Source organism: Vibrio sp. L85, from assembly GCF_963871815.1.
Taxonomy (GTDB): Bacteria; Pseudomonadota; Gammaproteobacteria; order Enterobacterales; family Vibrionaceae; genus Vibrio; species Vibrio harveyi.
Genome location: NZ_CAWMYL010000176.1, coordinates 123,432 through 145,948, shown reverse-complemented (window position 1 = coordinate 145,948; position 22,517 = coordinate 123,432). Strand labels below are relative to the sequence as shown.

The following is a 22,517-nucleotide window of genomic DNA, read 5'->3' as shown; positions in this document are numbered from 1 at the left end:
AACGACCATGGCTATAGTACAAGGTAAATCTTTAAAGTACCGTGTATGGGCGACCCATATTGCTCTTTGGGCTTTCCTGTCACTGATTATTTTCCCACTGCTGATGATCATTGCGATCTCATTCCGTGAGGGTAACTTTGCAACGGGTAGTCTGATTCCAGACAACCCATCGTTAGAGCACTGGAAGTTAGCACTAGGCTTCTCGGTAACAAATGCAGATGGTTCTGTAACACCGCCTCCATTCCCAGTACTAACTTGGCTTTGGAACTCAGTAAAAGTTGCGGGTATCACGTCAATCCTTATCGTGGCACTGTCAACAACTTCGGCTTACGCGTTTGCACGTCTACGCTTCAAAGGTAAGAACACCATCTTGAAAGCGATGATGATCTTCCAAATGTTCCCGGCGGTACTTGCGCTTGTGGCTCTTTACGCATTGTTTGACAAACTAGGTCAGTACATTCCGTTCCTGGGGTTAAACACGCACGGTGGTTTGATCTTCTCTTACCTAGGTGGTATTGCACTGCACGTGTGGACCATTAAAGGTTACTTTGAGACGATTGATAACTCGCTAGAAGAGGCCGCGGCATTGGATGGCGCTACGCCATGGCAAGCGTTCCGTTTGGTACTACTACCACTATCTGTGCCAATTCTAGCTGTAGTGTTCATCTTGTCATTTATCGGTGTTGTAGGTGAGGTACCGGTAGCATCTCTACTACTTTCTGATGTAAACTCCTACACACTAGCAGTTGGTATGCAGCAGTACCTATACCCGCAGAACTATCTATGGGGTGATTTCGCAGCTGCAGCAGTATTGTCTGCACTACCAATTACAATCGTATTCTTGCTTGCACAACGCTGGTTAGTCGGTGGTCTGACAGCTGGTGGTGTGAAAGGATAATCTCAGTTGGTCTCTGAGAGAAAAGAATAACTAGAAAAGGGCGACCAAATGGTCGCCCTTATATTTAGCATCGATATTACGCTTTTGGTTTGGCCGCCGATCAGTAATATCAGGCTTTATTGGCGTTACGCATAGCTGGCTGTTAGCTTAGTTCCTTACGCTTTAATCACTAACAGTTTCTTGTAACCATAACCTGAGTCTCGACTCAGGTTTTTTTATACCCGTAGAATCTCTATGCTTTCTTGTTTCCGATACAGACTAACCAGTTTGCAATGGATTACACAGTGACATCAGAATGCCCTGCGTATCACTTCACAGAATTAATTTAAGCGTATTTAGAGGGAAGGGGCTGGATTTTCTGAGAAAGCGTTAAAACTCGCGGCTAGAGGGAGCACAGCCTACATATTGAAGTAAGGTATATAAACTTTCTTGCTGTAGAGCAACACGGCGGAATAGATCGGCAAAAGTTGAGTCACCACCAAAACAAGTTTGTATGTAATGGTTAATTTCTTCTTCGTTATAGCCTTCGACATACATGGTTCTGACCCACTGATATTCGACCGCTTTTAAATTGGTTAATGTATTTTCACTTAACGTGGTCTTTTTTAAGCTCAAGATCCAAACTCTACCCAACACCAAAATTGTGGGTGGATTTAACCAAATCAAAGTGAAAGATTTATGACAATTTGAACCTGGCATGAAGTGAATGACAGAACCATGACATTACTTCACGGGTACACCCAAGTGTCTGGAGGACACTTGGGTATATAAGTTGATTTATTTGAGATATTTGACGTGAGCTTCCATTTCTTCGCCAATCTGCTTGCGCATATTCATTAGGCGAATAGCTGATTGTTCGAGCGCTTTATCTTCTTCAGACTCCGGTTTCCACTTAGGAACATCAGTTGGCTTTCCGTCTTCGTCAACCGCAACCATGATGACGATGCAATGTGTTGTAAGGCGGTTTTTCAATTCTTTTGGATCGCTGGCTTGTACATCAATAGCAATGTGCATTGAACTGCGCCCCGTATAAATGACCTTGGCACTGACCTCGACTAAATTCCCAACATGAATTGGGGCGACAAAGCGAATACCACCAGCGTACGCGGTAATGCAGTATTTTCCACTCCAAGCTGCACTGCATGCGTAAGCTGCTAAATCGATCCACTTCATTACGGCGCCGCCGTGTACTTTGCCACCGAAGTTTACGTCTCCAGGTTCTGCAAGAAAACGAAGGGTAATGTCTCTTTGACCACTGCTCATCTGTCATTCCTTTGTGCGTTGTTTAGCTTCAATGTAACAGCAATGCAACGACTCTTAAATACGTCAGCAAAACATTTATCACATCAGTGTCGTTTCGAGTTGGATTAAGCAATCCGAAAGCTGGCTAAAAATCCTTCAAAAATCGAGTTTTATCATTTTATAGATAAAACATAAGTCACACTTATTAAAAAAATACACTATTGATAAAAAGCGCACTAATTCAATTAATTGAATATCTGTTTTGTTGGTTATCTTACTTTTGAGAATGATGTGTCTTTGTTTGTAAGGGTTGTGTAAGGATCTGTAATTGTGGAATGAATGTCACATAATTTCATTTGTGAATAAATATTCATTCTGAATGCTGTTTGGTGATTGTTTGCTCAATTGCATACGGTTTAATTATTTCGTATGGTTCTGCCCGTTTTTAAATAACACTTTATGGTTAGTCTCTTGTTCCGTGTTCTAAGTCTTAGTTTAGCTATCTCACTAATTAGTATAAAGATATATGCAGGGGTGGACTCTGGGTATCTGTATGCTTCAGGGTTTGGTGACGCTGAACATGTCGCTCTAAAAGATGCTAAGAAGCAATTGGCACTTAACTTGATTAGTGTTATCGAAGTGAATGAAAAGTCATCTATTGTTAAGACTTCCCATGGTGTCGACTCCTCTTTTTCTCAGGATTCATCCATACATTCACTTCCAATTGAAATCCCTCACTTGGAAGTTTTAAGTCATGAATGTGGCGAGAAAGGTTGTGAGTATCGCTATCGGCTGAGTAAGAAAACCTGGCAGAAACAGGTTGAGCATGATTTGACGGTCTCGTACCAAACGGCTGCGATAAAACTTAAAAATCTCAACAACAACTGGCGTGGTGTGAAGGACTACTTTCATGCTGAAGAGCTAATGACGAAAAGTGCCGTTCAGCTCGATGTGCTCGGTATTTTAGATTCCGATGCTGCACAGTCATACCGTGCACAACACCTACAGATTAGCGAAACGATGAACGCGAAGAGAGAAATGCTCTCGATTTCGTTTGTCGCATCGAATGATGCTTTTTCTCATCAAATTCACGAGTTGCTATCACGTCACGCATTTGCGTCGAATCATGGTGGCATCTCCGTTTATATCAAGACGAAATCCCAGCAGGGACGACAAGGGAAAGACTTTGTCGCCAAGCAAAGTATTCAACTTAAAGTCTTCGATTCAAATTCATCTCATATGGTGACCCAAAAAGTGATCACCGTGTTAGGTAAATCCCAAGCTAGCTCTGCGGCGGCAAAACACGCTGCTGAGCAAAAAATAATTAAAAAGCTTACTAATAAATCTATCTATTCAGTATTGATCTAAAGGATACAGAAATGTTTAAAAAAACAGTCATGGCTTCTCTATTTGCTACCGCACTAGCAGGTTGTTCTTCAATGCCAGGTATGGAGTCTGCGACGGTTGACCGCAACGAAATGAGTGCAGCTCTTGTTAAATCTTGTACTGAGCTAGGCTCTGAGTACACACCAGTATCTTACGCTGTAGACAAAGTATCTAAAGTGATGGTATCGATTCAAGAGCGTCAATGTGCTGTATTCCAAGACTACCGCACACTAGCAGACAAGCATGCAGACGTAGCAGGTTTCCTAAAGATCAATGCTGATAAGAGTGATGAAGAGCTTCTTGTTGCGATGAATGAATTCGATGAAGGCAAAGCTGAAAACAAGAAAATTCGCCCACAAGTTGAAGCGTACAAAGCGGCGTCTGATTCAATCTTTGACAAGAACGTTGAGCTAGCGAAAGACATCGCGCTTGAGGCAGCTGAAATTGCAATTATTGCTTCAGACAACGCGGCAGTAATTGCGCAAGATTCTGCAATGGCGGGTTTAGGCAACGCACTTTCTTTCCTATCGAATGAGTCTGAAGAAGAAGGCGAAGCGGATGCAGAAGCAAAAGAAGAAGTGCCAGTTGTTGAAGCTTACAACGAGATGAAAGCACGTTCTCTTCTTGTTTACGATGCAAACGACATGATTTCTCTAGACCAAAACACAATCGAACAACTAGAGAACCTAGACAAAGTTTTAGCAGAGAAAGTTAAGTCGTAATGAAATATTCAAAGATCGCAACACTTGTCGCTGCTGGTCTTGTTCTGGCTGGGTGTAATAGCACACCCAGCCAACAAACTTACGCAGTTGAGAGTAACGCAGGCAACTCGTCTTTAATCATTGGTAAGTCAGCGTTTGAATTCACCAACAGTGACATCGAAGTTCCAGCATACTTCAACACTCAAGGTCTTCAATTCTGTACTTACGAAGCAAACGAGAAAGACAGCCGTTGTCCGTTAGCTAAAAAGACTATTCGTCTTTACTTCGGTGACGTTCAAACTGACGTTAGCGAGAACCTTCAAGGCAAATCTGCCGATGTATTCAATGCAATGCATTCAAGTATTGGTAAGTTCGAAACGAAAGCGCTTGAGAACACGTTAGAAAACCAATTTGCGGGTGTGAACCGTTTCCGTATCTTGACGCGTGACACTAAGTCAGTAAACGCGGCGCTGGAAGAGATTCTTGCCGATGAAGGTGCAGCAAAAGTCGCACAAAAAATGAGTGGTCGTGACAAGTTATCGACGGACTACATCATGAAGGTCGACGTGCTTAAAACTGGCGATATGCTCTTTGGTTCTACGCAGTCTTTATTCCAAACATCAATGGAAATGACGACGGGTGTTATTGACCCGTACACTCGTGAAAAGCTGAGCTACCCGAATATCGGTAAGATCCGCGTTTCTAACTTTGATGTTCGTGATAAGGAAAGCTTCACAACCGTAATCGCAAATGGTGACTACTACCGCGGTTTTAACTACACCAGTAGTAAAGACGTTGATTCTGTGATGAACGAAATGGCGTCACGTGGTTTCGATATCATGTTGACTCGTCTGCTAAAAGAGATGCCAGCAACAGCACAAGTTATGGGCATTAAAGGCGACCGAATCTCGCTAGATCGTGGTCAAAATGCTGGTGTATTACCAAATGAAACCATGGTTGTATTTGAGTACAGTGCAGGTTTTGTTGAGCCAATCGGTGTGGCGACGGTTAACCCTAGCCAACAAAGTGCTCAAGGCAAAATTGTCCGCTGGAAAGACAGTAAGCTTGCTGATCAAGTGAAAGACGAAGCTGAGCAGGGTATTTACCGTCCAGATCGTCAGCGTCGAATCTTTGCAGTTAGCGTCGGTGTCCCGATGGAATTCATGAAGGAACGCAGCACATGGGCGCAAAAGGGATAAGTCTTAGTCTTACCCTCGGTGGATTGCTTTCGGTTGCACCTGCAGTTGCGCTTGAACTTGATAAGAGCCAGTCAACACTGGCTCTTGTTGAGCAGGGGTGCGCATATGGTCGTGGTGCGTTAGCGATAGAGGGGGCGAAAGCGGATGCGATCAATAACCTGCGACTGTTTTTAAATGGGCAGGTTTCACTTTCTTTATCTTCTGAAGATTCCGAATTACTCAACGAACAGTTTAATCAAGCTGCTCGAGAAATGTTAGTAACTGGAATCGAGAGAGGGATGATCACTGCGGATTTTGGGCAACCTGAAATCTACGGCGATGATACCTGTGTGAATGTGCGTCTTATGCCACCAACGCAAACAGAAGAAGACTCAGACGAGGGTATTGTTTGGGGTTCTGACTCGACGGTTTCTGTTGTGGTCATCGGTGAGGGTATCCCGAACGCTAAGCAAGGTTTAAGTGCGCGCCAAGCGGCTGAGCAAGATGCATTTCGTCGTGCTATCAGCCAAGTTTTGGGCGTGATGGTTAAATCTGGCTACCTCCAGCAAACCTATTCAAGCATGTCGGCAAATGCGGTCAGTGATGACTTTAACTTGCATGATGTGGCTGTCCAATCCTTATCAATGCAATCGCAAGGTATGATTACTGGTTGGAGCGAAATTTCTAGCCAAACTAAACCAAATGGTGTGCTTGTCGTGACGCTCGATGTGTCTGTTGAACGCCAAAAGGTTGAGGCTAAGATCGCTCAACTTATCAAGAGTTTAGGGCAACCTGCCGTTTACGTGGATGCGCACCTTCCGGTTGTTCAAACCACGTTCAGTAGCTCTCTTGCTCAGATGGGCTTCGATCTCTCTGGTACTCCAGAGCAGGCAACCATCATTCTTCAAGTTCAAGAAAAAGAGAAAGTGACGCCTTCCGGCTTGCAGTTGGAATTGGCGGCTAAGCTATTAGACCGAGCGGGTAATGAATACGGTAATTGGCACAACGATCCAACACTGATGACCCTTCCTAACAAAGAGGGGATGCTGAATGAACTAGCGTCAGTGCACTTGGCTGTCGATCAAAACCAGAAAATGCTGACTCAAGCGTTACATAGCGCCGTCCAAAAAATGGCAATGCGTGGTGGCCCGGTTAGAGAATTGATCTTTACGCCGAAAGCGGCGGGTCAACAAGGTCAACTTTATACCTTGCTTAGTGCGATTAACGGCGTTTCTGATATCAAGATTGAAAGTCGTTCTGGCAAGGTTATTGTCCGACTTCGCTCATTAAACAACGCCAATGACCTTGCTCAGTTTATCCAGCCAACGTTGCGCATTCATCAGCCAAATTATCAGTCCAAGCTACGTGTTTTGAACGATTACCAAATCAACGTGCTTTAAGACCTCTACAGGATATTTATGTTTAAAAAAACACTTCTTTCATTGGTACTAGCAAGTGCCTTTGGTTCTGCACATGCAAATGTAGATTTTGACCTTAATGATCTCGTTCCTGCAACCGATGCACCTTCTGAAACACAAGCTGTAAATACAGATGACGTAAAAGAGGTGGGTGATCTAGTTGTGGCGGCAGACCCGAAAGCCGCGGTACTTGTTGCTCACCAAAGCCTGATCGAAGACGAAGGTGATGGCGTTAAGATGATCGCAGTTGGCTCGGGTATCGGTATTCTATCTACGGGTTCTGGTAGCTACGAAACTTACGAAAACCGTAACGCGACGTTGTTATCTAAGCGTGGTGCATACATGAAAGCTTTCCAAATTGCGAAAAAGCAATTAATGGAAAACATGGAAGGCATGAGCAACATGTGTGCGACAGCGATCAACGAAACCATGGATGTGATTGATACTGCGACAGAAGGCGCGGCAAACACCACAAGCATGATGAGCGATAACTGTGCTGAGTCAGTAAAAGGCGCGTTGGCAGGTTACGTGACGTTCGATGTGTATGATGATCCAAGTGAAAACCTAGTTCGTGTTAGTTTGATTTCAACGCCGAAAACACGTGAGCAAACGAAGCGTAAAGTGGGCGCTCTGACTCAGACTACAGAACCAAACGTGATTTTCAAACAAATCATCGCTGATCTGCAGGCGGGTGTGATGCCTCCTGTTGGTGCGAAAGTGATTACCAACGCTGAAACGGGCGAGTCGTTTGTACTTGGTTTCGGTTCTTCGATCATTCGTGACAACAAGAATAAGAGCGTGAAACGCAAGCTGCTTGGTATGTCTAAATCTCAAGCGCAAGCAAAAGCGAGAAACGGTCTGATTGCAGTAATGCAAGGTGAACAAGTTTACTGGGAAGGTGGTTTCACAGAGAACCAGTTAGAGAAGAATGAACAGTTCGAGTACCCACCTGAGAGCGTTAACCCAGCAGATGCGAAAGTATTGGCAGAAGACAAACACACGTTCATGAACAACATCAAGAGCTTTGATTCGTACAAGTCATTTGCGGCGGGTCAAGTTCCTCCAGGTGTTTCTGTTAAAACCTTTAAGAGTAGCGATGGTGACTGGATGTTAGCCGTTGCGGTTTATGCCCCTTCTCTAGAGGCGACGGCAAAGCAAGCAGCTGCAGAAAACAAAAAGCGCGTTCGTGAAGGTCAAAACGCAAGCTCAGACCACAAAATTTCAACAACTGGCGGTTTGACTGACGGAAGCAACAATACTCAAGGACCATCTGGTCAAGTGAGTAACGCAAATGATCTGTAACCACAGATACTTGCTTGTGCTGGTAGGCCTTTTAGGCCTACCAGTTTTTGCTTCCGACTCTCACTCTTGGTCGTTCAACGGCACGGATTATGAGCTTAAAACCAGTGATGCAGAAGTGTCAGTTGAAGTGAAAAGACAGCATGAACTGACCACGAAACAAATGAAGTCATTGTGTCGTAAAGGGCTCGGTTTAGAGCTTCGCAAAAAATACGAAGACAAGTTGCTTGAAGGTGGTTTCATTCGTGAAACTTTAGATTCGTGGCCTTTTGCGAGTCTAACTTACGAACTGACCAATATTCAGTTTTCTTCAGTGAGTAAGAGTCAAGCTCAGTGCCGTGCGAATGTGAATGATACTGGCTACAAAACCAATCTCCAAACCACAGCGCTGAACTATGCCGTTGCGTATTACTCAACAAAGCAGTACCAGCACATCAAGCCGATATTACCGTTGATCATCAAAGAACCTAGCGTTGCGATGGATGCCGCAGGTTTGGTCACCTTGCTCTTATCTCAATCAGACGTGACCAAAGCTGAAAACTACTATCAACAGTATGTCGATGTTCCCGCAATTTCCAACAGTGAAATCAAGCACTGGCTAGCTCAATGGCAGTTTGAGCAAGGAGAACTTGAGGAAAGCTTGTTCATCGCAAAGCAGTGCTCAAGCAAAGAATGCGAGCGTTTGGTGATAGACATTGAAGAGCAAATGTTTGAGCAACAAGCTGAGAGTGTCGGAGATCTGTCTTCTTATTTCTGATTTAACAAATTACGGTAACTCAATTTATGAAATTGAAATATTGCGCACTGGCTGCGTTGTTAAACCTAATTGTGATGCAACCAAGTTTTGCAAATGATCCTTTTGCTGAACTGGACCAAGAAATCGAACAATTAACCGCTGATGATACGGATGAGTTTGAGCAATGGTATGCCGCCCAAATTCAAGAGTTCAATCAATGGCAGCAAGCTTACTTAGCGGACTGGGACAAAAAACAGAAAGCCTCTATTCAAAAATGGGGTGACACCAAAATACCTTCTCCGGATGTGGTAGTGGTTTATGACGAACAACATAACGCACGAACCGTTGTTGATTTGGAGAAAGGTGAGATTACGGTTAGCTACTTACCGCCTGCGGAAGAAGAAAAAGCCGAAGCTCCAGTTGTTGAAGCTGAAGTCGTCAATGCCGTTATCGAGAAAAACGCCAAGGTGTTTGAAGAAGTTGGTGTAACTCAACCTAAAAAAGCTGAGCCCACAATGGTTTTCGTTGAGGAAATTAAAGTAGAACCAAAGACTTTCGAAGAGGTGAAGAAAGAGATTGAGGCGCAAACTGAGCGCCAAATGAGTCAACTTGACATCTTTGCTGCTGAGAAAAGTGCAGTGTTAAGTGAACAAAAGCAAGAGCAAGTGATTGTTCAGCAAAAACAACAAATGGTGAAGCTGGAAGAAAAACGCATTGCTGCTGTGAAGCAAGAATTAGCTCAGCAAGAAAAGCAGTTAAAGCAGCAGCCTAAAAAGATTGTTGAGTATAAGGTCAAGATTCCAAAATCATCACTGGCGAACCGCGCCAATCAGTACCTTCCTGCGATTCAACAAGAAAGTGCAAAGCGAGAACTACCGCCTGCACTTGTTTTGGCAATCATGCACGAAGAGTCGCATTTCAACCCGAAAGCAAAATCTCATGTGCCAGCATACGGGCTGATGCAAATCGTGCCGACAACCGCTGGTCATGACGTGAATAAGCTATATCGCGGTAAAGATAAGCCGATGAAAGCGAATGACTTATACGATCCCAATTTGAATATCGAAACTGGCACGGCGTATCTAAAAATTCTTCAGAGTCGATACCTAAAAGGCATTAAAGACCCACAAAGTGCGACTTACAGTGTGATCGCGGCTTACAACACCGGGTCAGGTAATGTGGCCAAAGCATTTGGTGAGCGACGTGTTTCTAGTGCGATTAAGAAAATCAATACCATGAGTTCTGATGAAGTATATGAGCACCTTATCAAGAACTTACCTTATAACGAGACTCGCAAATATCTCAAAAAGGTCAACGATAGAATGAAAACCTATCATGCGCAGTCCAACTCAATTATCTAAAAGGAATTGAAGATGAAATATCAAATTCTTACCGCTGCAATCAGCGCAGTGATCTTATCTGGCTGTGCGAGTCAAAGTGGTTCTGAAAACACGGCGAAAGTGGAAACCAACAAAGGCAGCAATGTGCCTAGCTGGGTACTAAACCCAACTTCAGCGAATGGCTTTGCAGCGTCAAACTGTGTTACGGCGTCAGGTAACTTTTCTGTTGATCGTAACCACGCTATCTCTCTAGCACGTAACACGCTTGCGCAAAACCTTGATATTAAAGTCAGTGTGTTAGAGAAGAACTATCAAAAAATTGATAGCTCTGTTGACGGTCAAACCTCTGGCACATCTTTTGAGCAAATCGCTAAGCAAATAACTAATACTTCAATTCAAAAGAGCCAAGTTGAGCAAGTATCACTGGTTGAAATTGGTGGTGTAGAGCAAATTTGTGCGCTAGTAGTCATGCCAAAGATTGAATCAGAAAAGATGTTTAACTCTGCTGTAACGGCAGGAACGGATATTGATCCAACGGATAAAGCGGCGCTATACAAAGAGTTTGTGAGCCAAAAGACAAGCAAAGAATTGGAACAGCAGGCTGAAGCCCTTTAATCCAAATGAAAGCAAAAAGAAAAGAGCCATCATGGCTCTTTTCTTTTTAGTTGCTATGAGCTCGTTGCAGTTTGAGCTTCTGGGTCGATGACTTTGCCTTTTCTGCGTACTTTCATTTGCGACAAGATAACGCCAGAGATAACCAACATACCGCCAATGATGTGGTAAACATGAACTTCTTCGCCGAGCATGGTTGAAGCGAGAGCTACCGAAACCACAGGCATCAGGTTCATGAACATGGCACTTGAGTCAGCACCAATCAAGTCAATCGCTTTTACCCACATCAATGGAGCAAAGATAGACGCGGCAATACCAGCGTAAGCAATTAAAGGTAATGCGCTTTGGCTTGGTAGAAGTTGATCGCTGCTTAGCCACAATGGCGCAAGCATAACCAATGAGAAAAAGCCTTGCATGTAAACCAAAGTCATACTGTTGAAAGGCATCTTCCAGCGTTTTAGTAACACACAATAAATTGCGTAGCAAAGCGCAGCCAGCAGCATCAAGCTGTCACCTTGCGTCATATCTTGATGCAGGAAGTAGGTGATATCGCCGTGCCCTAACATAAACGCCAAGCCGCCTAATGAAATCACACCACCTGCCACGCTCAGCATGGAAATCGACTTGCCAAGTAAAGGTACACTCAAGAAAACACTGATCAAAGGAACGAGAGACGTAATCAGTGCCATGTTAGAAGCGGTCGTCGTAAGACCCGCGTAATAGCCGAGTGATTGGTTTAGTACCATGCCCAGTAGCGCAAGGAACGCTAACTTAGCCAAGTATGGGCGAATCACATGGCGCTGTTTGATAACCGCTGGTAAGCAAAATGGCGTCAGAAGCACCATAGCGACAAACCAACGATAGAAGCTCATGGCACTTGGTTCGATGGCACTTGCTGCCATTTTATTTACGATGGAATTTCCACCCCAAATCATGACAGTAAAAAACGGAAGCAAATAAACCATGAGAACCTCATCGCAGAATAATTAATGGCGCTAGTCTGACAGGTCTTTATAATGAAATGTATCTCTGGAAAGACATCGTAAGCGATAGGAAGACAAATTTGAAAAAGAGCACAAGGAATCTTCATCCATCATTATCAATTGATAGAGCACCATCAGATGTATTTATGAATTTCGAAGCCTTTCTGTCGAACACGGAAACTCGTATACATAGCCATCCATGGGGGCAGGTTCAACTGATCAGTGGCGGCATACTAGAAATGGATGCGGAAGACACACGTTTCTTAGCGCCTCCGCATCTTGCGATTTGGGTACCGGCTGGGATCCGTCACACCAGTTATAATCGTAAGCCTTTGGAATACTGCTCGTTAAATATCGACCCAGAGTTGACTCAGCACTTTCCATCCAAAACGAGCTTGATCAAAGTGACGCCCATTGTTTCGGCGATTGTGGAAGACTTTCGCCAGCGTGATATTAATGTTGCTAAGAGCGAAGAAGATAAACGCCTCGTTCAGGTCTTGTTGGATCAGCTAGCCAAACAAGAAGTCGAACATCACTTTTTGCCAACCACAGACAACAAATATCTGGAGCCAATTCTTAAAGCCGTCGAAGAAGCGCCAACTGATGAAATTAGCTTGGGGGAATGGGCGGAAAAGGTTCATACCACGGAGCGCACTTTAGCTCGCCATTGCCAAAGTGAGTTAGGGATGAGTTTTACCGAGTGGCGATTGCGAGTGCGTTACTTGCATTCGATGGAGTTGTTAAGGAAGGGGCAAACAGTAAAAGAGGTAGCGTTGACATTGGGTTACAACCAGGCCAGTCCTTTTATCGCCATGTTTAAGAAATACTCCGGCATTACACCGGAGCAATATAAGAACCGCTTGTTATAGCTGAGTAAGCACGTAATCTAAACCACCTACAAGTGCTGCAACTTGAGCGTCGTTACACTCTTCATCAGTGACTTTCGGGCTGTCTGGGTAAACTTCTGTTGTAGTGCCGTAAGTGCAGTTGGTGACGCCGCCACACAGACCCAGCTTCACCATTGGGTAATTAATCACACCAAATTGCACCACTGGCGAACCAATGATTTCGCCTTTATCGTCAGCAGGTGCAATGTGCGTTACTTTCGCTACTGACTCGATGACGGCTTTTTGGAACTCAGGTTGCGGGTTTTCTGTATCGCCCACCGTGTAGAAACCATCTGGGATCATGCCTTCGATGTATTCAAGACCATCACGTGCTGCAAGTGCAGGGCGGAATTCGGTCTCGTCAGAATCGGTGGTTTCGTGCAGGTCGATGTGCATTAGAACATCACCTAAGGTCGCAACAAGCTTAATCAAGTTAGCTGACTCTTCCGCAGGGCTATTTGCGTAGAAAGAGCGGTTTGGGTCAATCGCATTTGGATTCCAGCGGTTGATCACCTCGTACCCCCAAGGGCTGACACATGGTGCAACGACAATATTGAAGTGTTCTGCATAACGCTCTGCCTGCGTATCAACAAACTTCAGCGCACCATGTACGCCACTTGTCTCGTAGCCATGTACGCCGCCAGTTACTAAAACAACCGGTTTTGCAGCATCCCAGTTACGAGTCTTGATACAAAACAGAGGGAAGCGCGCCTCGTCGTAAGAGAGCGCGCCGTATTGCTCAACATCAAAACGTTCGCGAAGAGCATTAATTTTGGTCACGACTTCTTCTTGGTAGCTACGTTTTACGTCACGTTGCTCACGCCAAGCTTTACGTTCTGCTTCACCCCATGACTGACCTGGGGTACCAATTGGGTAAGTGTATCCGCTTTTCATCTATACTTTTTCTTTTGTGTGCGTGAAAGGTAAGACAAGACTAGTCCTGTCTCAAAGCCACGGCAATAGAAAACACAATTTGTGACCTTATTCTTTGCGAAATCATAACTTTGCTGAGTAGTTTATTGGTGTTACATTTTGTTACTTATTCAATTCCATAAAAGAGATAAATAAATGGCTGGAGCAAGTTTACTAACACTGTTGGATGACATTGCAGCTGTATTGGATGATGTCGCGTTGATGTCGAAGATGGCGGCGAAAAAGACCGCTGGTGTTCTGGGCGACGATTTAGCGCTAAATGCGCAACAGGTGTCTGGCGTAGCGTCAGAACGAGAAATCCCGGTGGTTTGGGCGGTGGCAAAAGGGTCGTTTAAAAACAAACTGATTCTAGTGCCATCGGCGTTGTTGATCAGTGCCTTCATTCCTTGGCTGATCATGCCATTACTTCTCATTGGTGGTTTGTTTCTTTGCTTTGAAGGGGCTGAGAAGATCTTAGAAAAGCTTTTTCCTCATGCGCACCAACATGAAGAGAAGAAAGAAGAGCTCAATACCGGAGAATCGGTTGAAGAGTACGAGAAGAGAAAGGTCGCCGGTGCGATTCGTACTGACTTTATCCTCTCTGCAGAAATCATCGTGATTGCTTTGGGTACGGTGACAGGCTCAAGCATCGTAACGCAAATTCTTGTGGTCAGCTTAATCGCGGTATTGATGACCATTGGTGTTTACGGCTTAGTCGCTGGCATCGTTAAGCTTGATGACTTAGGTTTTTACCTAGAACGCACATCAAATGGTGAAGGACTGAAAGCCAAGCTAGGTGGAGCATTAGTGGCGTTTGCGCCTAAGTTGATGAAGATGCTTGCTGTGGTGGGTACTGCGGCAATGTTCCTTGTTGGGGGCGGTATTGTTGTCCATAACGTGCCTGCAATTCATCATCTGATTGAACCGATCATCATGGATTTCCGTGGCCATACGATTGCGACGGCGATTGTGCCGACATTGCTTAATGGTGTGATTGGTGTCATCGCTGGCTTGGTTGTGGTTGCAGCTTGGACTTTGGTAGAGAAAGTTCGTGGTAAATAATTACTCTGTAGACAGTAGACAGTAGACAGTAGACAGTAGACAGTAGACAGTAGACATAAGGCTTTATAGGAGCCAAAAGAAAAGGGTCATGCGTTTCCATATCGAATATGGTGGCATGACCCATTTTTATTTCGTGGAGATGATTACTTCACTTCCCACTCAATCTTTTCATTTGCACGAATTGGCACAACGATGTCGCTACCAAACGGCATCGTTTCTGGTACATCCCAAGCTGCTTTTTCTAGCGTTACTGTGTCTGAGTTGCGAGCGATGCCGTAAAAATCAGGACCATTTAAGCTTGCGAATGCTTCTAGGTTTTCTAGTTTGCCTTCATTCTCAAACACTTCTGCATAAAGTTCTAGTGCTGCGTGTGCGGTATAAGAACCTGCACAACCACAAGCTGATTCTTTTGCGCCTTTTGCGTGCGGCGCTGAATCTGTACCTAGGAAGAATTTCTTGCTGCCGCCTGTCGCTGCTTCGATAAGCGCTTGTTGGTGGGTATTGCGCTTAAGGATTGGCAGGCAATAGAAGTGAGGCTTAATGCCGCCGACTAGCATGTGGTTACGGTTGAACAGCAGGTGGTGAGCAGTGATGGTTGCTGCGACGTTATCAGAAGCGTTCTTAACGAAGTTTGCGGCATCCGCCGTCGTGATGTGTTCAAGAACGATTTTTAGGTTAGGGAAGTCGTTAACGATAGGAGCAAGAACCGTGTCTAGGAATTCCTTCTCACGGTCAAAAATATCAACGTGGTTGTGAGTCACTTCTCCATGAACCAAAAGCAGCATGCCAACTTCTTCCATCGCTTCAAAAACGTGGTAGATGTTCTTTGCATCGGTTACGCCAGAATCAGAGTTGGTGGTTGCACCTGCTGGGTAAAGCTTTGCTGCGACAATTTTGCCTGTTGCTTTGGCTTTGCGGATTTCGTCTGGCGTGGTGTTGTCTGTCAGGTATAGCGCCATAAGAGGTTCGAATTGCTCGCCGTGTTGCTCAGCAAGGATTCGATCACGGTAGGCTAATGCCATTTCAGTATTGGTCACTGGTGGGACGGTGTTTGGCATGATCAGCGCACGGCCGTTATAACGGCTAATATCGCGAACGGTATCTTTTAGAACTTCACCATCGCGTAAGTGAACGTGCCAATCGTCAGGACGAGTAATAGTCAGTGTTGTCATTAATTGCTCCCACCATTAAAAAGTTATGTTTGGAGCCTAAACGCTGCATTTACCTCAAGAGCAAACGCTTGCGCTTAGGCGACAGGATGATAGAGGAATTGCAGTTCTATTTCACCCCATTTTTCACATTTCTTTACGGTAGGAGCTCAGTTGGTTACTTCATCGTCAACCAAAGCGCGTGAATTGTGCCGGGTAGGAAGAAGAAGAAAGTCAGGATTAGGTTGATGAAGAAGTCTTTCTCTAGACCTTTTTCCATGTAAACCGCCACTGGTGGAAGGAAGATACAAAGTAGAATTAGAATCAGTTTATTAGTATCCATGGTCTATGCTCCGGATAGATTATCTATAGTGTCAAAAAGTTGGCGAATTATGTGCTCTATATCACATCTTGGCAATCCTAGTTTCGTCAATACTATGCAAATTTATGGGACTCCATTCATAAAAAGAAGTTCTTCCACCTGCAAAGCAAGTGTCATATCGGGTGACTGACGAAGGTGCGGTTATAAATCGATATTTTATAGAGGCTTGGGTCATAACTGTTATAAGGATATGATAGTCCAATAATGAGAAAGTACCTGTAGGAAGAAGGCTATGTCGCAATCAGTTTTGTCCCAAATTAATGTTTTTCCAGTCAAATCCGTCGGAGGCGTTGCGTTATCTTCCGCTTGGGTAGAAAAACAAGGATTGAGTTTTGATCGTCGATTTATGATTGCGACGTCAGATGGCTCAATGGTGACAGCTCGAAAATTCCCTCAAATGGTGACCATCAAGTCCGCGCTGTTGCCAGACGGAGTGGTGTTTACCAGTCTTGGCGAAGAGCCACTAAAGATTCGCTATCAAGATTTCAAAATGCAGGAAGCACCTGCAACGGTTTGGAAAGACAGTTTTACGGCATATACCACCACGGATGAAGCGGATGATTGGTTTAGCAAAGTATTAGGTCTTCGCGTCGAGTTACTTTTTACTGGTGAGCAATCAAATCGCATAAGAGAGAAACTGGGTCACAACGTCAGCTTTGCCGATGGCTACCCAGTACTTGTCATCAGTGAGGCATCACTGGAAGAATTAAACCGCAGAAGCTCTGAGCTGCACTCAATGGATCAATTCCGAACCAACCTTGTGGTATCTGATACCAAGCCATTTGAAGAAGACTCATGGAAGCGTATTCGCATTGGCGAAGTGGAATTTGAATCAGTAAAACCATGTGAGCGATGTATTCTAACTACCGTTAATACTCAGCGAGGCACATTTCGAGAAAGCAAAGAACCACTGAAGACATTGCAAGAGTTTCGTGCAAACGAGCGTGGGGGCGTGTTCTTCGGTCAAAACCTTGTTGCTCTGAACGAAGGCATTATTCGTTCTGGTGACAAAGTTGAAGTGCTGGAATACAAAGAGCCAGAGTTCTATCCAGACAACTCTCCTCAGCGAATGACGCTAACTTGTGTCGAACGAGAAGAAATCGCACGCGACTTTGTCACCTTGTGGCTTGAGCCAAGCAAAGGTCAATTACCAACGTACTTACCGGGACAGCATTTACCTATTGAAGTGGATATAGACGGTAAGAAAGTAGGGCGTCGTTATACGCTGTCATCTAGCCCGTCTCGCCCGGGACGCTACGCAATTTCGGTGAAACGTGTTTCTGGTGGGCGCGTATCCAATGCTTTGCTTGACAACCTACAAGTGGGGGATGTTCTGGAAGCGGAAACGCCAGATGGCCAATTTCATCTAAAAGAGCATTCTGTTCAGCCTCTATTGCTGTTGTCTGCTGGTAGCGGCGTAACACCAATGCTGTCGATGGTTCGTTACTTGGCTGATCACAACCAACTCGATGATGTGGTGTTCTACCATCAGTGCAGCAGCGAGATTGATATTCCATGCAAAGATGAGTTAAACGAGTTAAAGCGCCAACACCCGGGGTTGGATGTAAAGATCTGCTTAACGCAACCTGCGATAGATTGGTTTGGTCTTAAGGGGCGAATCAGTCTATCTCACATAAAACAGATCAAAGATGTTGAACAGCGCCAAGTGTTTGTTTGTGGTCCTGACGGCTTTATGCAAAAGGCGAAAAACCTATTGCTTAAGAAGGGGCTCCCAGAAGGCAATTATCATCAAGAAGCATTTGGTGTTGCAGCGACAAAAGCTAAGCCAGAGAAAAGTGTTGAGATTGAATTCAACGGCTTTAAGTTGATGGGTAACAACCAACAAACGTTACTTGAACAAGTTGAGAATGCCGGTCAAAGTATTACCAATAGTTGTCGTGCGGGCTTGTGTGGTGCTTGTAAGGTTCAATTAGAATCAGGACAGGTAGAGCATCCTGACGTGCCTGCACTGAGCGCAGAAGAGCGCGCGATGGGTAAAGTGCTCGCGTGTTGTGCTATTCCAGAAACGGATGTGACGCTAACAGACTAACGTTGCTGAGCATAAACACTGCTTGTAACAAGCAAACAAAAACGCCGCTAAATTAGCGGCGTTTTTATCTATTGCTGAACGATTTAAAAACGAATCGTTCACGTGCACAATTGTGATTTAGTCGTAGATCGTTGGGATCGGCTGACGCTTGTGCTGAGTCATTTTGTAGATAGCCACAAGGCGATCGCTGACTTCTTGAGATACTGGCTTGCCTTCTAGGAAGTCATCGATTTGTTCGTAAGTTAAACTCAGAGCATCTTCATCAGCTTTTTGAGGATCAAGCTCTTCTAAGTCTGCCGTTGGTACTTTCTTCACGAGTTGCTCAGGCGCACCCAATGTTGCTGCAACTTCGCGAACTTGACGTTTGCTCAAGCCGAATAGTGGTGCCATATCGCACGCGCCATCACCGAACTTAGTGTAAAAACCAGTGATGTTTTCTGCTGAGTGATCAGTACCAAGAACCAAGCCACCAACGTAACCAGCAATTTCGTATTGAGCGACCATGCGTGCACGCGCTTTTACGTTACCCTTCACGAAGTCCACTTTTGCAGCATCCGTTGGAAGAAGGTCTGTTCCTTCAAGTGCGATGTGAGAAGCGGCATGAAGACCATCGACACCGGTTTTAATGTTTACCGATACAGAGTGCGTTGGTTGGATGAAAGAAAGTGCGAGCTGTGCTTCATCTTCGTCTTTTTGTTCGCCGTAAGGCAAACGAACAGCGATAAACTGGTAGTTGTTGGCACCAGCTTCTTCGTTTAGTTGGTCTACAGCCAGTTGAGCCAAGCGACCACATGTCGTTGAGTCAACGCCACCGCTAATGCCAAGAACAAGAGACTTACAGCCTGCTTCTTGCAATTTACGCTTAATAAAAGCGACACGGCGTTCAATTTCGAAATGCGGGTCGATAGAAGGGAGTACTCGCATTTCATCGCGGATGGATTGTTCCATTTAGGGTTCCTTTTCCTGCAAATATGTACGACACCAAGTGAGTGTGAATAAATTCATACTGTCGCAGGCGTTTATAGTTCACAAATGGCGACAAACCATGCAGTTGATGTCTATAAACGTCGCTTTAGTGTCAAAAAGCTCTAAAGATTAGTAGTATCATACCGAATTCATCGGATTAGAAAACTCTCTTCAACCAGGTAATCACCGGATATGAAAAAAATCGCCGTTTTTGGCAGCGCATTTAACCCACCAAGCTTAGGTCACAAGAGTGTGATCGAGTCACTGAGCCACTTTGATCTTGTGCTACTAGAACCAAGCATTGCACACGCTTGGGGCAAAAATATGTTGGATTACCCAATTCGGTGCAAACTGGTTGATGCCTTTATTAAAGACATGGGGCTTTCTAATGTTCAACGCTCAGACCTTGAGCAAACTTTGTACCAACCAGGACAAAGTGTGACGACTTTTGCGTTATTAGAAAAAATTCAAGAAATCCACACGCAAGCCGATATAACTTTTGTCATTGGTCCTGATAATTTCTTCAAATTTGCTAAATTTTACAAAGCAGAAGAAATTACGGAACGTTGGACTGTGATGGCATGCCCTGAGAGAGTGAAAATCAGGAGCACCGATATTCGCAATGCATTGCTCGAAGGTAACGATATTAGCGGGTATACAACATCAACGGTCAGTGAATTATTGCTAAGCGAAGGCTTATATAAACAATCGTAATCTGAGAACTGAGAGGTCAGGTTTTCATGGTCAGAATCGTCGTACTTAGTGCATGCGCAATGCTTGTGGCAACACAGGCGAGTTCCGCATGTAACTATTTATCTGATCGTTCCGTTGTATTTGCTGATAACACCATGCCAGTTTGTGAAGACATCTTTGACAGTGTTGGCGTTCTTAGTATCGATACGCTCAATTGGTATACCGCAGAAAAACAGATAGAAGGTCCGACAGAAAGTTACTGGGATCAATGGGCGTTTAAGTCTGAAGACTCTCCAATACTTACTCAAAATTTAGATAGTAACTATTTTGGGCTCGGGTTATGGATGCCAGAAGAACTGCGTGATGATGAAGCCAAAATGAGTACAGAAGAGTGGCTGAGAAGTCATGGCTTAATGTTCAGCATCGGCTTTGGTGACAAGAACGGCAGTGAACCACGAATGCGTGTTGATTACCGCTGGCATGAATACTATGACGCTGATTGGATGATGCAGATCGAAGTACCGTTTTAATATTCGAATCAAAATAAAAAGGACGCACATTGATGCGTCCTTTTTGTATTCTATTGCGACTTACCCTTTATAGCGCTTCCCCAAACACCAAAAAGCAAAGCTGTTCGTATTCTTCTTCATTGTCGTTAAATAGCTTCGCAACGATATCCGCTTGTTTTTTGCCGGATAACTTCATCTTGCGTGCTTCTCGAAGCGTTAATACTAGACAAAGCTCAATGGAAATCTGAGATTCACAGCCTGGTTTCCACTTATTGATAGAATCCGTTAATGCTGAACTGGTAAGCATTGGTTTGAGTGTTAGCACTTCGTGTTTCACAACCGCTAGCAAGTCGAGCTGATGTTCGCTGCGTGCTTTTGTCATCACCAACTTTTCAATCAGCGCTGACAATAACACAGGTAGTTTCACGTAGCCTGCTTGTTGAGCAAATGCATCAGTTAAGCGCACAGAGAAGTCACAGCGAGTTACTCGTGTGTTAGGTAAAAAGGTGAGGGAGCTCAAACATCCCTGAGGAATCCAGAAGTGTTGACCCGGTTCAATGGCATACTCATGTTTACCCAATTTAATGATCGCCAAACCTTCCACTACTGATAGTAAGCTGTGTTTTAGCGCTTTTTTACGCGCAGCAACATTAAGAAAAGGGTAATTAGCGTCGTGAAATTCAATTGCGTAGTTCATTGTGAATACCAGAGTTTTTGGGGCGCTAAGGGTAACGCTAAACCCCTAAATTGCCAACCGGATAACAGATTTTTTTGCGAATAGAAATTGTAATGCTACTGGTATGACCATGTTAAAAGTATGGTCTGAAATGCTGCGGGTTGGCAAAACAATGCGTAAAATGTGCCAGCTTTTTTTGAAATGAATTGAATAATGACTGCCAATAACGATCCTTATATTGAAATTCGTCCATACAACGACGAAGAAATTCCAGCTGCGCTGGACCGCCTGATCAAAGACGATGAGTTTATCAGTGCGATTTTAAACCACCGTTTTGCAAACAAAGCGGCGTGGTTCAAAACACTCATGAGTCCGATTATCCGTGTCTACTTAAAAGCGAAGTGGAGTAAACTGGATTCTGTGGAAGCCATTCAGCTAGAAGTGAAGAAGTACCTTAAAGACACACTAGATACGACTACTGACGGAGTTACTTTTTCTGGTTTGGACAAACTCGACAAGAACACATCGTACTTGTTTGTCTCTAATCACCGCGATATCGCAATGGACCCCGCGCTTGTTAACTTTGGTTTACACCAAACAGACCACCGTACAGTGCGTATTGCGATTGGTGATAACCTGCTTAAGAAACCTTGTGCGACGGAGCTAATGAGGCTCAACAAGAGCTTCATCGTAAAACGTTCTGCGAAAGCACCACGTGAAATGATGAAAGCGCTTGGTCTACTGTCGGGCTATATCAAGCACTCTTTAGATACCGGTAACTCAATCTGGATTGCGCAAAAAGAAGGTCGTGCGAAAGACGGTAATGATTTCACTGACCCAGCAATCTTGAAGATGTTCCATGTTGAAGGTCGTAAGCAAAAAATCAGCTTTGGTGAATACACTCGTTCACTGAAGATTGTGCCTGTTTCTATCTCTTACCAAAATGACCCTTGTGATATTGCAAAAGCTAAAGAACTGTATGAAAAAGCAGAGAACGGCAGTTATGAAAAAGGTGAGTTTGAAGATATTGAAAGCATCATCCAAGGTATCGTGGGTTACAAAGGTAAAGTGCATGTCGCATTTGGTGATGTGATCGATCAAGAGTTCGAGACGCCGGATGAGTTGGCAAACGAAATCGATCGCCAAATCCACAATAACTACCGCGTATTCCCTATCAACTTGCTCGCTGCGGGTCGTGAAGACGAATCGATCACTGAGTCAGTAAAATTTCAGTTGCAAGAGAAACTTGAACAGCTACCGATAGGTGCGCACAGTTACTTGGTTGCAAGTTACGCTAACCCAGTAAATAACCAAGAATAACCTTGCTATTGTCCATTGCGCGAAGTAGCAATGGACATTCAATTGCGAGGAACGGGACCTAATCGGAATCTATCTCAGGCGTGTTATTTGTTAGATTCTGAGCTCGTTCCTCACTTCAA

Annotated in this window: 23 protein-coding genes; 15 read left to right on the top strand and 8 right to left on the bottom strand. The window is 44.4% G+C overall.

The features are described 5' to 3' along the window. The first annotated feature begins 7 nt into the window (after positions 1-7). Complete coding sequence (gene malG / locus AACR11_RS18120) at positions 8-898, top strand: maltose ABC transporter permease MalG (protein WP_005432001.1); 891 nt, start codon at positions 8-10, stop codon at positions 896-898. 369 nt (positions 899-1,267) lie between these two features. On the opposite strand, the gene AACR11_RS18115 is transcribed toward malG, so the two are convergent. Further along, entirely contained in the window at positions 1,268-1,513 is a 246-nt protein-coding gene (locus AACR11_RS18115) for a hypothetical protein (RefSeq protein WP_005453409.1), read from the bottom strand. 162 nt (positions 1,514-1,675) lie between these two features. Beyond that, positions 1,676-2,161, bottom strand: coding sequence for an acyl-CoA thioesterase (locus tag AACR11_RS18110; protein WP_005453411.1), 486 nt, complete (start codon positions 2,159-2,161; stop codon positions 1,676-1,678). Positions 2,162-2,674: 513 nt separating this feature from the next. Between AACR11_RS18110 and AACR11_RS18105 the strand changes: the two genes are divergently transcribed. Genes AACR11_RS18105 through AACR11_RS18070 form a run of 8 tightly spaced genes read left to right on the top strand, consistent with a single transcriptional unit; the run spans position 2,675 to position 10,813 of the window. Beyond that, positions 2,675-3,508: a hypothetical protein gene (locus AACR11_RS18105; RefSeq protein ID WP_017819344.1), complete on the top strand. Its 834-nt coding sequence runs from the start codon at positions 2,675-2,677 to the stop codon at positions 3,506-3,508. A gap of 11 nt (positions 3,509-3,519) precedes the next feature. After that, the gene (locus AACR11_RS18100) at positions 3,520-4,248 is read left to right on the top strand and encodes a hypothetical protein (protein WP_009697141.1); all 729 of its coding nucleotides are present in this window, start codon (positions 3,520-3,522) and stop codon (positions 4,246-4,248) included. After that, the gene (locus AACR11_RS18095; protein ID WP_029790086.1) at positions 4,248-5,426 is read left to right on the top strand and encodes a hypothetical protein; all 1,179 of its coding nucleotides are present in this window, start codon (positions 4,248-4,250) and stop codon (positions 5,424-5,426) included. Before AACR11_RS18100 ends, AACR11_RS18095 begins: the two co-directional genes overlap by 1 nt. Next, entirely contained in the window at positions 5,408-6,805 is a 1,398-nt protein-coding gene (locus AACR11_RS18090) for a hypothetical protein (RefSeq protein ID WP_029790085.1), read from the top strand. Before AACR11_RS18095 ends, AACR11_RS18090 begins: the two co-directional genes overlap by 19 nt. Positions 6,806-6,823: 18 nt before the next feature. After that, complete coding sequence (locus AACR11_RS18085; protein WP_029790084.1) at positions 6,824-8,125, top strand: hypothetical protein; 1,302 nt, start codon at positions 6,824-6,826, stop codon at positions 8,123-8,125. A 16-nt stretch (positions 8,126-8,141) separates the two neighbouring features. After that, positions 8,142-8,879: a hypothetical protein gene (locus AACR11_RS18080; RefSeq protein ID WP_223295754.1), complete on the top strand. Its 738-nt coding sequence runs from the start codon at positions 8,142-8,144 to the stop codon at positions 8,877-8,879. Positions 8,880-8,905: 26 nt separating this feature from the next. Then, positions 8,906-10,219 carry a transglycosylase SLT domain-containing protein gene (locus AACR11_RS18075; protein ID WP_017819342.1) on the top strand — a complete coding sequence of 438 codons (1,314 nt, stop codon included), beginning with the start codon at positions 8,906-8,908 and terminating at the stop codon, positions 10,217-10,219. 12 nt (positions 10,220-10,231) lie between these two features. Continuing rightward, the gene (locus AACR11_RS18070; RefSeq protein ID WP_017819341.1) at positions 10,232-10,813 is read left to right on the top strand and encodes a hypothetical protein; all 582 of its coding nucleotides are present in this window, start codon (positions 10,232-10,234) and stop codon (positions 10,811-10,813) included. 53 nt (positions 10,814-10,866) lie between these two features. On the opposite strand, the gene AACR11_RS18065 is transcribed toward AACR11_RS18070, so the two are convergent. Next, a complete protein-coding gene (locus AACR11_RS18065; protein ID WP_005453428.1) occupies positions 10,867-11,775 on the bottom strand; it encodes a DMT family transporter in 909 nt (302 codons plus the stop codon). A gap of 98 nt (positions 11,776-11,873) precedes the next feature. Here AACR11_RS18065 and AACR11_RS18060 point away from each other — a divergent pair, with 98 nt between their 5' ends. Then, on the top strand, positions 11,874-12,662 hold the full coding sequence (locus AACR11_RS18060) for an AraC family transcriptional regulator (protein ID WP_005453431.1): 789 nt from the start codon (positions 11,874-11,876) through the stop codon (positions 12,660-12,662). On the opposite strand, the gene AACR11_RS18055 is transcribed toward AACR11_RS18060, so the two are convergent. After that, positions 12,657-13,574 (bottom strand): M14 family metallopeptidase, encoded by a 918-nt coding sequence (locus AACR11_RS18055; protein WP_029790081.1) that lies wholly within the window; start codon positions 13,572-13,574, stop codon positions 12,657-12,659. The genes AACR11_RS18060 and AACR11_RS18055 overlap by 6 nt on opposite strands. Positions 13,575-13,748: 174 nt before the next feature. Here AACR11_RS18055 and AACR11_RS18050 point away from each other — a divergent pair, with 174 nt between their 5' ends. Beyond that, complete coding sequence (locus tag AACR11_RS18050) at positions 13,749-14,654, top strand: DUF808 domain-containing protein (RefSeq protein ID WP_009697135.1); 906 nt, start codon at positions 13,749-13,751, stop codon at positions 14,652-14,654. Between the two features lie 143 nt (positions 14,655-14,797). Here the strand turns inward: AACR11_RS18050 and pyrC are convergent, their stop codons facing one another. Both pyrC and AACR11_RS18040 read right to left on the bottom strand, forming a co-directional pair. Beyond that, positions 14,798-15,826, bottom strand: a complete 1,029-nt coding sequence (gene pyrC, locus AACR11_RS18045) for a dihydroorotase (RefSeq protein ID WP_005453436.1) — start codon at positions 15,824-15,826, stop codon at positions 14,798-14,800. A 154-nt stretch (positions 15,827-15,980) separates the two neighbouring features. Beyond that, positions 15,981-16,145, bottom strand: coding sequence for a YqaE/Pmp3 family membrane protein (locus AACR11_RS18040; protein ID WP_005453437.1), 165 nt, complete (start codon positions 16,143-16,145; stop codon positions 15,981-15,983). Between the two features lie 271 nt (positions 16,146-16,416). On the opposite strand from AACR11_RS18040, the gene AACR11_RS18035 reads away from it, so the two are divergent. Next, positions 16,417-18,234 (top strand): hybrid-cluster NAD(P)-dependent oxidoreductase, encoded by a 1,818-nt coding sequence (locus AACR11_RS18035; RefSeq protein WP_017819339.1) that lies wholly within the window; start codon positions 16,417-16,419, stop codon positions 18,232-18,234. A gap of 117 nt (positions 18,235-18,351) precedes the next feature. Here the strand turns inward: AACR11_RS18035 and nadE are convergent, their stop codons facing one another. Continuing rightward, positions 18,352-19,182: an ammonia-dependent NAD(+) synthetase gene (gene nadE / locus AACR11_RS18030; RefSeq protein ID WP_029790080.1), complete on the bottom strand. Its 831-nt coding sequence runs from the start codon at positions 19,180-19,182 to the stop codon at positions 18,352-18,354. 210 nt (positions 19,183-19,392) lie between these two features. Here nadE and AACR11_RS18025 point away from each other — a divergent pair, with 210 nt between their 5' ends. Next, positions 19,393-19,914, top strand: a complete 522-nt coding sequence (locus AACR11_RS18025; RefSeq protein ID WP_009697132.1) for a nicotinate-nicotinamide nucleotide adenylyltransferase — start codon at positions 19,393-19,395, stop codon at positions 19,912-19,914. Positions 19,915-19,940: 26 nt separating this feature from the next. Then, positions 19,941-20,423 (top strand): hypothetical protein, encoded by a 483-nt coding sequence (locus AACR11_RS18020; RefSeq protein WP_005453441.1) that lies wholly within the window; start codon positions 19,941-19,943, stop codon positions 20,421-20,423. Between the two features lie 67 nt (positions 20,424-20,490). Here AACR11_RS18020 and AACR11_RS18015 read toward each other — a convergent pair whose 3' ends face one another. After that, on the bottom strand, positions 20,491-21,099 hold the full coding sequence (locus AACR11_RS18015) for a hypothetical protein (protein ID WP_009697130.1): 609 nt from the start codon (positions 21,097-21,099) through the stop codon (positions 20,491-20,493). 192 nt (positions 21,100-21,291) lie between these two features. Between AACR11_RS18015 and AACR11_RS18010 the strand changes: the two genes are divergently transcribed. After that, positions 21,292-22,398: a 1-acyl-sn-glycerol-3-phosphate acyltransferase gene (locus tag AACR11_RS18010; protein WP_029790079.1), complete on the top strand. Its 1,107-nt coding sequence runs from the start codon at positions 21,292-21,294 to the stop codon at positions 22,396-22,398. Positions 22,399-22,517: the final 119 nt, after the last annotated feature.

Coding starts and splice junctions, on each gene's coding strand:
- AACR11_RS18020 (WP_005453441.1), top strand. CDS start 19,941: ATGGTCAGAATCGTCGTACTTAGTGCATGCGCAATGCTTGTGGCAACA.
- AACR11_RS18095 (WP_029790086.1), top strand. CDS start 4,248: ATGAAATATTCAAAGATCGCAACACTTGTCGCTGCTGGTCTTGTTCTG.
- AACR11_RS18090 (WP_029790085.1), top strand. CDS start 5,408: ATGGGCGCAAAAGGGATAAGTCTTAGTCTTACCCTCGGTGGATTGCTT.
- AACR11_RS18065 (WP_005453428.1), bottom strand. CDS start 11,775: ATGGTTTATTTGCTTCCGTTTTTTACTGTCATGATTTGGGGTGGAAAT.
- AACR11_RS18035 (WP_017819339.1), top strand. CDS start 16,417: ATGTCGCAATCAGTTTTGTCCCAAATTAATGTTTTTCCAGTCAAATCC.
- AACR11_RS18050 (WP_009697135.1), top strand. CDS start 13,749: ATGGCTGGAGCAAGTTTACTAACACTGTTGGATGACATTGCAGCTGTA.
- AACR11_RS18015 (WP_009697130.1), bottom strand. CDS start 21,099: ATGAACTACGCAATTGAATTTCACGACGCTAATTACCCTTTTCTTAAT.
- AACR11_RS18075 (WP_017819342.1), top strand. CDS start 8,906: ATGAAATTGAAATATTGCGCACTGGCTGCGTTGTTAAACCTAATTGTG.
- AACR11_RS18040 (WP_005453437.1), bottom strand. CDS start 16,145: ATGGATACTAATAAACTGATTCTAATTCTACTTTGTATCTTCCTTCCA.
- AACR11_RS18055 (WP_029790081.1), bottom strand. CDS start 13,574: ATGAAAAGCGGATACACTTACCCAATTGGTACCCCAGGTCAGTCATGG.
- AACR11_RS18110 (WP_005453411.1), bottom strand. CDS start 2,161: ATGAGCAGTGGTCAAAGAGACATTACCCTTCGTTTTCTTGCAGAACCT.
- AACR11_RS18070 (WP_017819341.1), top strand. CDS start 10,232: ATGAAATATCAAATTCTTACCGCTGCAATCAGCGCAGTGATCTTATCT.
- AACR11_RS18025 (WP_009697132.1), top strand. CDS start 19,393: ATGAAAAAAATCGCCGTTTTTGGCAGCGCATTTAACCCACCAAGCTTA.
- AACR11_RS18085 (WP_029790084.1), top strand. CDS start 6,824: ATGTTTAAAAAAACACTTCTTTCATTGGTACTAGCAAGTGCCTTTGGT.
- AACR11_RS18100 (WP_009697141.1), top strand. CDS start 3,520: ATGTTTAAAAAAACAGTCATGGCTTCTCTATTTGCTACCGCACTAGCA.
- pyrC (WP_005453436.1), bottom strand. CDS start 15,826: ATGACAACACTGACTATTACTCGTCCTGACGATTGGCACGTTCACTTA.
- nadE (WP_029790080.1), bottom strand. CDS start 19,182: ATGGAACAATCCATCCGCGATGAAATGCGAGTACTCCCTTCTATCGAC.
- AACR11_RS18010 (WP_029790079.1), top strand. CDS start 21,292: ATGACTGCCAATAACGATCCTTATATTGAAATTCGTCCATACAACGAC.
- malG (WP_005432001.1), top strand. CDS start 8: ATGGCTATAGTACAAGGTAAATCTTTAAAGTACCGTGTATGGGCGACC.